The 12,782-nt window shown below is 61.4% G+C and carries 14 protein-coding genes; 3 read left to right on the top strand and 11 right to left on the bottom strand.

Annotated features, from left to right (window positions below; translation table 11 throughout):
• Nucleotides 1–8 precede the first annotated feature (8 nt).
• Nucleotides 9–911 carry an esterase/lipase family protein gene (locus tag BUC40_RS02015; RefSeq protein WP_073262108.1) on the bottom strand — a complete coding sequence of 301 codons (903 nt, stop codon included), beginning with the start codon at nt 909–911 and terminating at the stop codon, nt 9–11.
• Nucleotides 912–1,055: 144 nt separating this feature from the next.
• Here BUC40_RS02015 and BUC40_RS23205 point away from each other — a divergent pair, with 144 nt between their 5' ends.
• Together BUC40_RS23205 and osmE are read left to right on the top strand one after the other, a co-directional pair.
• Nucleotides 1,056–1,190 (top strand): hypothetical protein, encoded by a 135-nt coding sequence (locus BUC40_RS23205; protein WP_279627097.1) that lies wholly within the window; start codon nt 1,056–1,058, stop codon nt 1,188–1,190.
• Between the two features lie 99 nt (nt 1,191–1,289).
• Nucleotides 1,290–1,643, top strand: a complete 354-nt coding sequence (gene osmE / locus BUC40_RS02020; RefSeq protein WP_073262110.1) for an osmotically-inducible lipoprotein OsmE — start codon at nt 1,290–1,292, stop codon at nt 1,641–1,643.
• Between the two features lie 204 nt (nt 1,644–1,847).
• Here the strand turns inward: osmE and cysN are convergent, their stop codons facing one another.
• The 3 genes from cysN to BUC40_RS02035 form a co-directional block, all read right to left on the bottom strand.
• Nucleotides 1,848–3,737, bottom strand: coding sequence for a sulfate adenylyltransferase subunit CysN (gene cysN, locus BUC40_RS02025; RefSeq protein WP_073262112.1), 1,890 nt, complete (start codon nt 3,735–3,737; stop codon nt 1,848–1,850).
• A 12-nt stretch (nt 3,738–3,749) separates the two neighbouring features.
• Nucleotides 3,750–4,667, bottom strand: coding sequence for a sulfate adenylyltransferase subunit CysD (cysD, locus tag BUC40_RS02030; RefSeq protein ID WP_073262114.1), 918 nt, complete (start codon nt 4,665–4,667; stop codon nt 3,750–3,752).
• A gap of 146 nt (nt 4,668–4,813) precedes the next feature.
• Nucleotides 4,814–5,572 carry a Nif3-like dinuclear metal center hexameric protein gene (locus BUC40_RS02035; RefSeq protein ID WP_073262116.1) on the bottom strand — a complete coding sequence of 253 codons (759 nt, stop codon included), beginning with the start codon at nt 5,570–5,572 and terminating at the stop codon, nt 4,814–4,816.
• Between the two features lie 108 nt (nt 5,573–5,680).
• Here BUC40_RS02035 and algW point away from each other — a divergent pair, with 108 nt between their 5' ends.
• Nucleotides 5,681–6,826: a Do family serine endopeptidase AlgW gene (gene algW / locus BUC40_RS02040; RefSeq protein ID WP_073262118.1), complete on the top strand. Its 1,146-nt coding sequence runs from the start codon at nt 5,681–5,683 to the stop codon at nt 6,824–6,826.
• A 65-nt stretch (nt 6,827–6,891) separates the two neighbouring features.
• Here the strand turns inward: algW and hisC are convergent, their stop codons facing one another.
• From hisC to BUC40_RS02075, 7 genes are all read right to left on the bottom strand, one after another.
• Entirely contained in the window at nt 6,892–7,944 is a 1,053-nt protein-coding gene (gene hisC, locus BUC40_RS02045) for a histidinol-phosphate transaminase (RefSeq protein WP_073262120.1), read from the bottom strand.
• A 57-nt stretch (nt 7,945–8,001) separates the two neighbouring features.
• Entirely contained in the window at nt 8,002–9,312 is a 1,311-nt protein-coding gene (gene hisD / locus BUC40_RS02050) for a histidinol dehydrogenase (RefSeq protein ID WP_073262122.1), read from the bottom strand.
• 122 nt (nt 9,313–9,434) lie between these two features.
• Nucleotides 9,435–10,070, bottom strand: a complete 636-nt coding sequence (gene hisG, locus BUC40_RS02055) for an ATP phosphoribosyltransferase (RefSeq protein WP_073262124.1) — start codon at nt 10,068–10,070, stop codon at nt 9,435–9,437.
• 4 nt (nt 10,071–10,074) lie between these two features.
• Nucleotides 10,075–11,340 (bottom strand): UDP-N-acetylglucosamine 1-carboxyvinyltransferase, encoded by a 1,266-nt coding sequence (gene murA / locus BUC40_RS02060; RefSeq protein WP_073262126.1) that lies wholly within the window; start codon nt 11,338–11,340, stop codon nt 10,075–10,077.
• Between the two features lie 15 nt (nt 11,341–11,355).
• Entirely contained in the window at nt 11,356–11,595 is a 240-nt protein-coding gene (locus BUC40_RS02065; protein WP_073262128.1) for a BolA family protein, read from the bottom strand.
• A 246-nt stretch (nt 11,596–11,841) separates the two neighbouring features.
• Nucleotides 11,842–12,150, bottom strand: coding sequence for an STAS domain-containing protein (locus tag BUC40_RS02070; RefSeq protein ID WP_073262130.1), 309 nt, complete (start codon nt 12,148–12,150; stop codon nt 11,842–11,844).
• On the bottom strand, nt 12,147–12,779 hold the full coding sequence (locus BUC40_RS02075) for an MlaC/ttg2D family ABC transporter substrate-binding protein (protein ID WP_073263834.1): 633 nt from the start codon (nt 12,777–12,779) through the stop codon (nt 12,147–12,149). The genes BUC40_RS02070 and BUC40_RS02075 overlap by 4 nt, the downstream gene beginning before the upstream one ends.
• Nucleotides 12,780–12,782: the final 3 nt, after the last annotated feature.

The following is a 12,782-nucleotide window of genomic DNA, read 5'->3' on the forward strand; positions in this document are numbered from 1 at the left end:
ACGGCGCTTTACAGGCCGGCGTCGTGCAGCCGGCGCAGGTGCTCGATATACAGGCCGACCGGGTCGACGCCCTCGCCAACCCGGCCGAAGTGCTGGTTGACGATGTCCAGGTGGTCGAGCGGATAGTCGTCGCGGATCACCTTGCCCAGATGCGAGCTGACCCGTCCGACCATGCCATCGCACTGCCCGGCCTCACGCACGAAGGTGCGTGCAAAGCGCCTGCAGAACCAGTTCGACGGATCACGACGATTGCCACCCTGATCGGTGATACCCGGCTGCAGGGTGCCGGACCAGGAGTAATAGCGTACGCCGTTGACCTCCTCCGGCCCGTCTTCGCCCCAGGTCGAGGGCAGGCCCTGCGGGTACTGATGGTTGAAGATGCCCACGCCCTCGGTGGTCAGCGAACGATGGGCAGCGACGGCGTTGATCGGCAGGGAGGCACCGCGTAACCCACCATCGAGCAGGGTGAACAACCGCGCCAGCATATGGGTGCCCATGCGCATCAGCAGGCTGCGCAAACTGTTCGAGGCGTATTTGCGCTCCAGGTAATCGGCCAGCTCGGAGCCCTGGTTGGGGCCGGCCACCGAGGTGACCGAGGCAACCCATTCGGGTCGATGGGCAGCAGCGTAGCGGCATACCAGCGCGCCCTGGCTATGGCCGATCAGGTGCACCTTTTGCGCGCCACTGCGCCGCCGCGCATCGGCAATCTGCAGCAGCAATTGCTCACCTCGCAACTCAGTGGCGTGCACCGGCGACAGACGCGCCGGGTATACGTCCACACCCTGATTACGCAGCGCGGTGGTGATGCCATACCAGTAGTCCATCCCGCACAGCCTGACGAAGCCCAACATGCCGGGCACCAGCACCAGTGGATACCGGGGAACTGCGCGATAACCCTTTTCAGCTTCCATTGGAGCGTTACCTTCTGAGCGAATAGTCAGGTGCAATGCGCATCATGACCGTCGATGGCCACTATCGAGCCATTCGACTTCATCCCTGACTGCCTCGCCCCTAGCATGGTTCCGTGAAACACCGAATGCGAGACGAGGTACACCATGAAAGCCCTGACGATTACCCTACTGCTGAGCCTGCTCAGCGCCCAGGTGATGGCCCTGCCCAGCCGAAGCCCATCGCCGATCCTCGGCGAAGCCTTGGACAGCAGCCAGCTGCAAGCGCCCATCGGGCAGTGATGCCAACGGCCGGGCACAGGCTCACCTGATTTAAGCCGAACTTAATTCCCTGACCCAGGCTCAGAAAAATGGTCTGGTTCATCACAAGGGAAATTAACCATGTTCAAGCAAAGCCTGGGTGCCGCATGCGTATTGGCCGTTCTGACCGGCTGTGCCGGCAAGCCTGAGAATCCGGTCGACCACATCACCTTCCGCAATGAGCCGCTGGTCAAGCAGGTGGAAAAGGACATGACCAAGTCCACCGTGCTGGAGCTGGGCGGCCCACCCTCCTCGGAAATCAACCGCACCGTAGTACCGGGCACCTGCAACAACTACATCCTCAACAAGGATGGCAAGGAGCAGCCCTACTACGTCGCGTTCAACTCCGCCGACCGCGTGGAGAGCAAAGGCTTCCTGACCTGCGAGCAGATGGAAATAAACCAGCGCGAACGCGCCCGTGGCAACGGCATCTGATTGCCAGCAGCCTGAAATGAAAAATGCCCGCCTCCCAGGAGAGCGGGCATTTTTATATCCCCCCAAAACCTGCTTATGACCTTGCGAGCTAGAGCACTGCAAGGCAAAAACTGGCGAGGAAGCGGAGTGTGCTGTAGCACATGAGCATTCCGAGCCTGTTTTTAACGCAGCAGCGCCGAAGCGCAGCTGGTCATAAGCAGGTTTTTAGATGGCGCCGCGAGTACGAAGCAATGCCAGCACCTGCTTGACCCCTTCCTCCACCGGCACGCTCTGCGTATCGATGACCAGATCGGCATTGAGCGGCACATCGTACGGGAAGGACTCACCCGGAATGTTGTCGCCACCGGCCGCGTACAGCCCTTGCGGGTCACGCTCGGCGCAGACCTGAGGCGATGCCTGCACGTAGACGGTGATCAAGCGCTCGGCACCGATCAGTGCCTTGGCCTGTTCACGGCCTTCGGCATCGGGTGCCACGAAGGCCGCCAGGGTCAGCAGGCCCGCCTCGTTGAACTGACGCGCCACGTGTGCGGCACGGCGCCAGTTCTCGGTACGCCCGGCACGATCCTGCGGCAAGCCCTTGTTCAGGTCATGGCGCAGATTCTGGCCATCGAGCACGTAGACCGCACGACCCATGTCGAACAGCTTGCGCTCCACGGCATAAGCCAGGGTGCTCTTGCCGGCGCCGGACAGGCCGCTGAACAGCACGGTGGCCGGCTGCTGGCCGAAGCGCGACGCACGCTCTGCGGTCGACACATGGCCGCTGTCGGCATGGTGCGCGCCGCTGTTGGCATCGGCGATGATCATGCCGGCGCCGACGGTGCCATTGGTCAGGCGGTCAATGATGATGAACGCGCCCGTAGTGCGGTTGTGCGCGTAGCCGTCGAGTGCGATCGGCGCATCGAGGGCCACCTTGACCTTGCCGATCTCGTTGAGCTGCAGGCTGCTGGCCGCGCCCTGTTCCAGGGTATTCACATCGACCCGGTGGGTGATGCTGGCAATCGAGCCCGGCACATAGCTGGTAGCGCGTTTGATATCGTATTTCTTGCCCGGCAGCATCGGCTCTTCGGCCATCCACACCAGCATGGCGTCGAACGTGTCGACCACTTGCGGGCGGTTGTCGGCATGCACCAGCATGTCGCCGCGCGAAACATCGATCTCGTCTTCCAGGGTCAGGGTGATCGCCTGGCCCGGGCCGGCCTGCTCCAGCTCGCCTTCATAGGTGACGATGGACTTGACCTTGCTGCCCTTGCCCGATGGCAGCGCGATGATTTCGTCACCCTTGCGCACGATGCCGCTGGCCAGGGTGCCGGCGAAGCCGCGGAAGTTCAGGTTCGGACGGTTGACGTACTGCACCGGGAAGCGCAGATCGTCGAAGTTGCGGTCGCCCGCCACCTCCACGCTTTCGAGAATTTCCATCAGCGACTGGCCGCTGTACCACGGCGAACGCTCGGACTTGTTGACCACGTTGTCGCCCTTGAGGGCCGACATCGGCACGAACTCCAGGGTGCTCGGGCGCAGGTCGATCTTCTCGGCGAACGCCAGGTAATCGGCCTTGATCTGCTCGAACACGCCTTGGTCGAAGTCCTTGAGGTCCATCTTGTTGATGGCCACAACGATGTGTTTGATGCCCAGCAGCGAGGCGATAAAACTGTGCCGGCGGGTCTGGGTCTGCACGCCGTAACGGGCGTCGATCAGGATGATCGCCAGGTCGCAGGTCGAGGCGCCGGTGGCCATGTTGCGCGTGTACTGCTCATGACCGGGGGTGTCGGCGATGATGAACTTGCGCTTGGCAGTGGAAAAATAACGGTAGGCGACATCGATGGTGATGCCCTGCTCGCGCTCGGCCTGCAGGCCATCGACCAGCAGCGCCAGGTCGACTTCCTCGCCGGTGGTGCCGCTCTTCTTCGAGTCGCGGGTAATGGCTTCCAGATGGTCTTCGTAGATCATCTTGGAGTCGTGCAGCAGGCGCCCGATCAGGGTGCTCTTGCCGTCGTCGACGTTGCCACAGGTCAGGAAGCGCAGCAGTTCCTTGCGCTCGTGTTGCGCCAGGTAAGCGTGGATGTCCTGGCTGATCAAATCGGATTGATGACTCATGGTGCGTGATCCTCAGAAATAGCCCTGACGTTTCTTTTCTTCCATCGAGCCGGCGGCGTCGTGATCGATCACGCGGCCCTGGCGTTCGGAAGTACGGGTCAGGAGCATTTCCTGGATGATATCGGTCAGGCTGGTCGCCTCGGACTCCACCGCACCGGTCAGCGGGTAGCAGCCCAGGGTGCGGAAGCGCACCTTCTTCTTCTGGATGCGCGCCTTCTCTTCGTCGCTCAGGTGCTCGAGGATGCGCTCGTCATCGATCATGATCAGCGTGCCATTCTTCTCGATCACTTCACGCTCGGCGGCGAAGTACAGCGGCACGATCGGGATCTGCTCTAAATAGATGTACTGCCAGATGTCCAGCTCGGTCCAGTTGGAGAGCGGGAACACACGGATCGATTCGCCCTTCTTGACGTTGCCGTTGTAGACGTTCCACAGCTCAGGGCGCTGGTTCTTCGGATCCCAGCGGTGCTTGCTGTCGCGGAACGAGTACACGCGCTCTTTGGCGCGGGACTTCTCTTCGTCGCGTCGCGCACCACCAAAGGCAGCGTCGAAGCCGTACTTGTCGAGCGCCTGCTTGAGGCCCTCGGTCTTCATCACGTCGGTGTGCTTGGCACTGCCGTAGGTGAAGGGATTCATGTCCTGCGCCACACCATCAGGGTTGATGTGGGTGATCAGGTCCAGGCCCATCTCACTGACCATCTTGTCGCGGAAGCTGTACATCTCCTGGAATTTCCAGCGCGTGTCGACGTGCATCACCGGGAACGGCAGCTTGCCCGGAAAGAATGCCTTGCGCGCGAGATGCAGCATCACGGCGGAATCCTTGCCGATGGAATAGAGCATCACCGGGTTATCGAATTCGGCGGCCACTTCACGAATGATGTGGATGCTTTCCGCCTCGAGCTGTTTCAAGTGCGTCAGTTTGTCGAGCATGGCTACTCACGGAGGTCACGGTATTTTATTCAGGCCAAACGGGCCTTGGACGAGGGCGCACTCTAGCACAGCACCTGCTTCTAATCAGGGCACGGCTTAGACGGAAACGATCTAGGTTTATACCTGGGAATTTGGAGGTTTCACGCTCAAATCGGATTCGGGCAATCGATGAACAGATGCTCGATGGCGAAGCGCCGACTTAGGTATTCGCCCAGTGCCTGCACGCCGTAGCGCTCAGTTGCGTGGTGGCCGGCGGCGATGAAGCTGACGCCGTTTTCCCGGGCGCTGTGGTAGGTCTGCTCAGAGGCTTCGCCCGTCAGGTACAGGTCAACGCCGGCGGCAATCGCCTGGTCGATATAACCCTGGCCGCCACCGGTGCACCAGCCGATACGGCTGACCATCCGCTCTTCCTCGATCAGCAGCGGCTCACGCCCCAGCACTTCATGCACACGGCGGGAGAAGTCGCGGGCGCTCATGGGCTGCGCCAGCGAGCCGACCAGGCCGAAAGAGCGAGGATTGTCGAGCTCCAGCGGCCCCTCCACAGTGATATCCAGCTGCCGTGCTAGCTGTACGTTGTTGCCCACTTCCGGGTGCACGTCCAATGGCAGGTGATAGGCCAACAAGCTGATGTCGTTGGCCAGCAGAGTTTTCAGGCGGCGTTGCTTCATACCGGTGATGCAGGCGTTTTCGCCTTTCCAGAAGTAGCCGTGGTGCACCAGCAATACGTCGGCGCGAGCCTCGACGGCGGCCTCGATCATCGCCAGGCTGGCGGTCACGCCGCTGACGATGCGTTGCACCTGCGGCCGCCCTTCGACCTGCAATCCATTAGGGCAGTAATCGCTGATTCGCGCAGCGCCGAGGTAGCGCTCGGCGTCCTCCACCAGGGTGGTCAGAGCAATGGCCATACAGTTTCCTCACGAACGGTTGCGAACCGCTGCTTTCTTGGCGCGGTTCTCTATAATGGCGCACCTTAAGGGCCCGATAGGGGCCTCGCAACCCTCAGGATTGGATCGATGCTCAAGGCCCTGCGTTTCTTCGGCTGGCCCCTACTGGTCGGCGTTCTGGTATCGCTGCTGATCATGCAGCAGTACCCGCAACTGGTCGGCCTACCCATGCATGACGTGCAACTGCGCCAGGCGCCGATCTACGCACGCTCCGAAGAAGGCCCCGCTTCCTACGCCACAGCTGTCAGCGTCGCGTCTCCTGCAGTGGCCAACTTGTACACCACCAAATACGTGGGCAAATCCAATCACCCGCTGCTCGACGACCCGCAGTTCCGCAAATTCTATGGCGAGAACCTGCCAGGCCAGCGCCGCATGGAGTCGAGCCTCGGCTCGGCGGTGATCATGAGCCCGGAAGGCTATCTGCTGACCAACAACCACGTGACCGCCAACGCTGACCAGATCGTAGTGGCACTCAAGGACGGCCGCGAAACCCTGGCCCGGGTGATTGGCAGCGACCCCGAGACCGACCTGGCAGTCCTGAAGATCGACCTCAAGGACTTGCCTGCGATGACCCTGGGGCGCTCCGACAACATCCGCATCGGCGACGTCACCCTGGCCATCGGCAACCCGTTCGGCGTCGGCCAGACCGTGACCATGGGCATCATCAGCGCCACCGGCCGTAACCAGCTGGGCCTCAACACCTACGAGGACTTCATCCAGACCGACGCGGCGATCAACCCCGGTAACTCCGGCGGCGCGCTGGTCGATGCCTACGGCAACCTGGTCGGTATCAACACGGCGATCTTCTCCAAGTCCGGTGGCTCCCAGGGCATCGGCTTCGCCATCCCGGTGAAGCTGGCGATGGAAGTGATGCAGGCGATCATCGAGCACGGCAAAGTGATCCGCGGCTGGCTGGGCCTCGAAGTGCAGCCGCTGACCCCGGAGCTCGCCGAATCCTTTGGCCTAGAAGGTCGCCAAGGCATCATCGTCGCCGGCATCTACCGCAATGGCCCGGCGCAGAAAGCAGGCCTGCAGCCCAACGACCTGATCCTCAAGATCGACGGCGAACCGGCGGGCGATGCGCGCCGCTCGATGAACCAGGTCGCCCGCGCCAAGCCCGGTGAGACCATTCGTATCGAGGTGATGCGCAACGGCAAGCCGATGGAGCTCAAAGCCGAGATCGGTGTGCGCCCGCCGGTGGCCACCAGCAACTAACAGCTGCAACAGATACGAAAAAGCCAGGGCCTACACCCTGGCTTTTCGTTTTCAACCGCAAACACTTAAAGCGTTGCAAGCGCGTCCAGCAGTGCCTGATTCTGCTCGGGAGAACCGATGCTGATGCGCAAAAACTGAGCGATGCGCTTCTGCTTGAAGTGCCGCACGATCACGCCCTGCTCGCGCAGCGTCGCGGCGATGCCGGCAGCATCACGCCCCGGATGGCGAGCGAAGATGAAGTTGGCCGCCGATGGCAGCACCTCGAAGCCCAGGGCCTGCAGGCCGGCAACCACCGTTTCACGGCTGCCGATCACTGCCGCACAGGTCTGCTCGAAGTATGCGCGATCCTCGAACGCCGCAGCGGCGCCGGCGATGGCTATACGGTCCAGCGGGTAGGAGTTGAAGCTGTTCTTGATGCGTTCCAGCGCCTCGATCAGATCTTCATGCCCCACCGCTAGGCCAACGCGCAGACCGGCCAGAGAGCGCGACTTGGACAACGTCTGGGTGACCAGCAGGTTGGGGTATTTGCTCACCAGGCTGATCGCCGATTCGCCGCCGAAATCGATATAGGCCTCGTCCACCAGCACCACGCTGTCCGGGTTGGCTTGCAGCAGACGCTCCACCGCCTCCAGCGCCAGCAGGCAACCGGTCGGCGCGTTCGGGTTGGGGAAAATGATGCCGCCGTTGGGGCGCGCATAATCTTCGACGCGAATCTGGAACTGCTCGTCCAACGCAATAGGCTCGGCCTGGATGCCGTAAAGCCCGCAGTAGACCGGATAGAAGCTGTAACTGATATCCGGAAACAGCAGCGATTTGCCGTGCTGGAACAAGCCATGAAAAGCGTGGGCCAGGACTTCGTCCGAACCGTTGCCGACGAACACCTGGCTGGTCGGTACGCCGTAAAAAGCGGCGACGGCCTGCTTAAGGCGATCGCCGTTGGGGTCGGGATACAGGCGCAGGTCTTCGTTCAGCTCGGCCTGCATGGCCGCGATGGCTTGCGGCGACGGGCCGTAGGGATTTTCGTTAGTGTTGAGCTTAACCAGCTTGGTCAGCTTCGGCTGTTCACCCGGCACATAAGGCACTAGGTCTTTGACGAAGGGGCTCCAGAATTTACTCATCTGCCCTTCTCTCCTCGAATTCGATGATGATCGTGGCGCGGATACCCGCACCGGCTGTCAATTCTTGATGCGATATTCGGCGCTGCGCGCGTGGGCGGTCAGCGACTCGCCGCGAGCCAGCACCGAGGCGACCTTGCCCAGTTCGGAAGCACCGGCGGCCGAGCAGTGAATGATCGACGAACGCTTCTGGAAGTCGTACACACCCAGCGGTGACGAAAACCGCGCGGTACCCGAAGTCGGCAACACGTGATTCGGCCCAGCGCAATAGTCGCCCAGCGCCTCGGCGGTATAGCGCCCCATGAAGATCGCACCGGCATGGCGAATCTGCGACAGGTACTGCTCAGGATTTTCTACCGAAAGTTCAAGGTGCTCGGGCGCAATGCGGTTGGCCACTTCGATGGCCTGGGCCATGTCCTCGACCAGAATCAGAGCGCCGCGGCCTTCGATGGAAGTACGTGCGATGGCCTCGCGCTCCAGGCTCGGCAGCAGCTTGGCAATACTCTCGGCAACCTTGTCGAGAAACGCCGCATCCGGGCTGACCAGAATCGACTGGGCATCTTCGTCGTGCTCGGCCTGGGAAAACAGGTCCATGGCGATCCAGTCCGGATCGGTCTGGCCGTCACAGACCACGAGAATTTCCGATGGCCCGGCGATCATGTCGATGCCGACCTTGCCAAACACATGGCGTTTGGCGGTGGCCACATAGATGTTGCCGGGGCCGACGATCTTGTCCACCGATGGCACGCTCTCTGTGCCATAGGCCAGCGCGGCAACGGCCTGAGCGCCACCGATGGTGAACACTCGGTCGACACCGGCAATGGCCGCGGCGGCCAATACGATCTCGTTGATCTCACCGCGCGGCGTCGGTACCACCATAACCACCTCGGCAACACCAGCAACCTTGGCCGGAATAGCGTTCATCAGCACCGAGGATGGGTACGAGGCTTTGCCGCCCGGCACGTAAAGGCCGGCGCGATCAAGTGGAGTGACCTTCTGACCCAGCACCGTGCCGTCGGCTTCGGTGTAGGTCCAGGAATCTTGCTTCTGCTTTTCGTGGTAGCTGCGCACGCGCTCGGCGGCAATTTCCAGCGCCTGACGCTGCTCGGCAGTGATGCGGGTCAGCGCCAGCTCCAGACGCTCACGCGGCAGGATCAGGTCAGCCATCGAGGCGACTTCCAGCGCATCGAAACGCTGAGTGAACTCTACCACGGCGGCATCGCCGCGCTCGCGCACGGCCTTGATGATGTCTAGCACCCGCGCATTGACGCCGTCGTCCGAGACGCTTTCCCAGCTCAGCAGATGATCCAGATGTTGGGCGAAATCCGCGTCGTTAGCGTTGAGTCGGCGAATGGCAACTGGAGCGGTCATAGCTGAAGCCTCATCTGGAGTTTTTCAGGCGCCACATTAACAGGCCTCCCCGTGCGGGCACCTGAAAAATTGGCTATGACACGGATAGGCGTTGCGCGGCGGTCAAGCCGCGCGGGAGAGGATCAATGCGGATGGTGAGTCTCGACCGCTTCACGCAGCGTGTCGATCAGCGCCTGAAGACGAGCGTGCTGCATCTTCATGGACGCCTTGTTGACGATCAGCCGCGAGCTGATGTGGGCGATCAGCTCCTGCGCTTCCAGGCCGTTGGCCCTGAGCGTGTTGCCGGTGTCGACCACGTCAATGATCTTGTCGGCCAGGCCCACCAGCGGCGCCAGTTCCATGGAGCCGTACAGCTTGATGATATCGACCTGACGACCCTGCTCGGCGTAGTAGCGCTTGGCGACGTTGACGAACTTGGTGGCCACGCGCAGGCGGCCTTTCGGCTCGGGCGCACCCACTGCACCGGCGGTCATCAGTTTGCAGCGGGCGATACGCAGGTCCAGCGGCTCGTAGAGTCCCTGACCACCGTATTCGAGCAGCACGTCCTTGCCGGCGACGCCGAGGTCGGCAGCGCCATGTTCGACATAGGTCGGCACATCGGTGGCGCGCACGATCAGCAGGCGCACATCTTCCTGGGTGGTGGGGATGATCAGCTTGCGACTCTTGTCCGGATTCTCGGTCGGCACGATACCTGCCGCGGCGAGCAGCGGCAGGGTGTCATCGAGAATGCGGCCTTTGGACAGGGCAATGGTCAGCATGTGATCAGCCCGGCACGCGGCGAATCTTCGCCCCCAGCAGTTGCAGTTTTTCCTCGATGCATTCGTAACCACGGTCGATGTGGTAGATGCGATCGATCACGGTATCGCCTTGGGCGACCAGTGCGGCGATGACCAGGCTCGCCGAAGCACGCAGGTCAGTCGCCATGACCGGAGCACCCTTGAGCTGAGCAGCGCCAGTGACGATGGCAGTGTTGCCCTCGACCTGGATCTGCGCGCCCATGCGGCTCATTTCGTACACATGCATGAAGCGGTTTTCGAAGATGGTTTCGATGACCGTGCCAGTGCCTTCGGCAATCGCGTTGAGGGCGATAAACTGCGCCTGCATGTCAGTCGGGAATGCCGGGTACGGCGCGGTACGCAGGCTCACCGCCTTCGGACGCTTGCCCTTCATGTCTAGTTCGATCCAGTCCGGGCCGGTAGTAATTTCGGCGCCCGCTTCCTGCAGCTTGGCCAGTACGGCTTCCAGCGTGCTCGGGTCGGCGTCCTTGACCTTGACGCGGCCACCAGTGGCGGCAGCGGCAACCAGGTAAGTGCCGGTTTCGATACGATCAGGCATCACATTGAAACGCGCACCATGCAGGCGCTCGACGCCGTCGATGGTGATGGTGTCGGTACCGGCACCTTGAATCTTCGCACCCATGGCGATCAGGCAGTTGGCCAAGTCCACCACTTCGGGCTCACGCGCGGCGTTTTCCAGAACGGTGCGGCCCTTGGCCAGGGTAGCGGCCATCAGGATGTTTTCAGTACCGGTCACGCTGACCATATCGAAGAAGAAGTGCGCACCACGCAAGCCGCCTTCCGGCGCCTTGGCTTTGATGTAGCCGCCTTCGACGTCGATGACCGCACCCATCGCTTCGAGGCCACGAATGTGCAGGTCGACCGGACGCGAGCCAATGGCGCAACCGCCGGGCAGCGCCACTTCGGCCTCACCGAAACGGGCGACCATCGGGCCAAGCACCAGGATCGAAGCGCGCATGGTTTTCACCAGCTCATACGGCGCAACCAGGGTTTTCATGGTGCGTGCATCGACCTCGACGCTGAGCTTCTCGTCGATGATCGGCTCGATACCCATGCGGCCGAACAGTTCGATCATCGTGGTGATGTCGTGCAGGTGCGGCAGGTTGCAGATCGTCACCGGCGCATCACCCAGCAGGGTGGCGGCGAGGATCGGCAGTGCGGAGTTCTTTGCACCGGAAATGCGGATTTCGCCGTCGAGACGCACGCCGCCAGTAATGCTCAATTTATCCATAGCTAATTCGTCGTCTCAGGAACGCGTGGCCCAATCGGCACGGCTGAAAAATTTCATGCTCACGGCGTGGATGCTGCCATCGGCGATCCAGGGGTTCAGGTGAGCGTAGATTTGTTGCTGACGCTTGACCGGGCTAAGGCTGGCCAACTCGTCGCTGATCAGGTTGAGCTGGAAATTGCAGCCTTCACCGTCGACCTCTACCTGAACCTCCGGCAGTTTGGTCTCCAAGAAACTTTTTACCTCAAGGGCCTGCATGCTCAACCTCGATCAACGTATTCAAATAAGCGTAAACGTCGCCTGGCGACGCTCTAGATAAAGCTCAAGCCAGGACAGCCCGGCGGTAGAGCACTGCACGCAGCACCCATCAGCAAAGGCCTGTAGACACGGGGCCGGCATCATACCAAAAAATTGCCGTGGGCGATTTCCTGCATTGGCCTAGCCAGCGCCATGCTAATCGACAGCGCTAGCAAGCCTACAGTTGCAAGGCAGATACGTGGCGCGTCAGGCCTGCACGGGCAGCACGTGGTGCAACTCGCACACCTTAGCGATCCCGTTCATATCATGCGGTAGACCGCGAACGCTCAACGGCTTGCCGGCGGCCCGCGCATCGCGCATGTAAGACAGGAGCAGGGAAAGCCCGACGCTGCTGGACTTCTGCACCGCCGAGCAATCGATCACACAGTCGCTCGCCTGAGTATCACGAATCAGCCGACCACCCTGCTCGCGCAAGGCGGGACCACTCTGATAATCAAGAACGCCGCTCAGGGCGAAAACCCCGGGCGACTGTTCGACGATGGCAGCTGAACTCACGATGTACCCCGTGCCTGACGTGCACGGGCAACGGTATCGGCCCAGCTGTCGATAACCTTGTCGAGGTTGTTTCCGTTGCTCTGCATCGACTGCGCGAACTGATCGCGGAACAGCTTGCCGACGTTGATACCGTTGATCACCACGTTGCGCAGCTTCCAGGTACCATCCATGGCAACCATGGTGTAGGACAGCGGGTACACGGTGCCCTTGCCGTCACGGATCTCCATGTTCACCGAGGTGCGCTGCGGGTCCTGCTTGCCGGAAGCGGGAATCACGCGGATATCCTGATTGTTGTATTCGAGCAACGCGTTGCCGTAGAACTGCATCAGGCTGCGCTTGAAGTTCTCTTGAAAGCGGGTCATCTGTTCAGGCGTGGCGTCACGCGAGTAACGCACCGTCATCACGCTGCGTGCAATACCATCGACGTCTACCACCGGCCCCAAAATCTCGTTGAGCGAGCTGTAGAAGGCGTCTGGATTCTTGCGGTACTCGTCTTTATTGGCCTTGAGGTCGGCCAGCAGCGTCTCGGTGGTTTTCTGTACCACTTCATGGGCGGCAGGTGCAGCCACCGCCAGCAACGGAAGAGCGGCCAGCAAGGCGACAAGGCTGTTGCGAAGGGTCTTGATCATCAT

It is taken from the genome of Phytopseudomonas punonensis (assembly GCF_900142655.1).
GTDB lineage: Bacteria > Pseudomonadota > Gammaproteobacteria > Pseudomonadales > Pseudomonadaceae > Aquipseudomonas > Aquipseudomonas punonensis.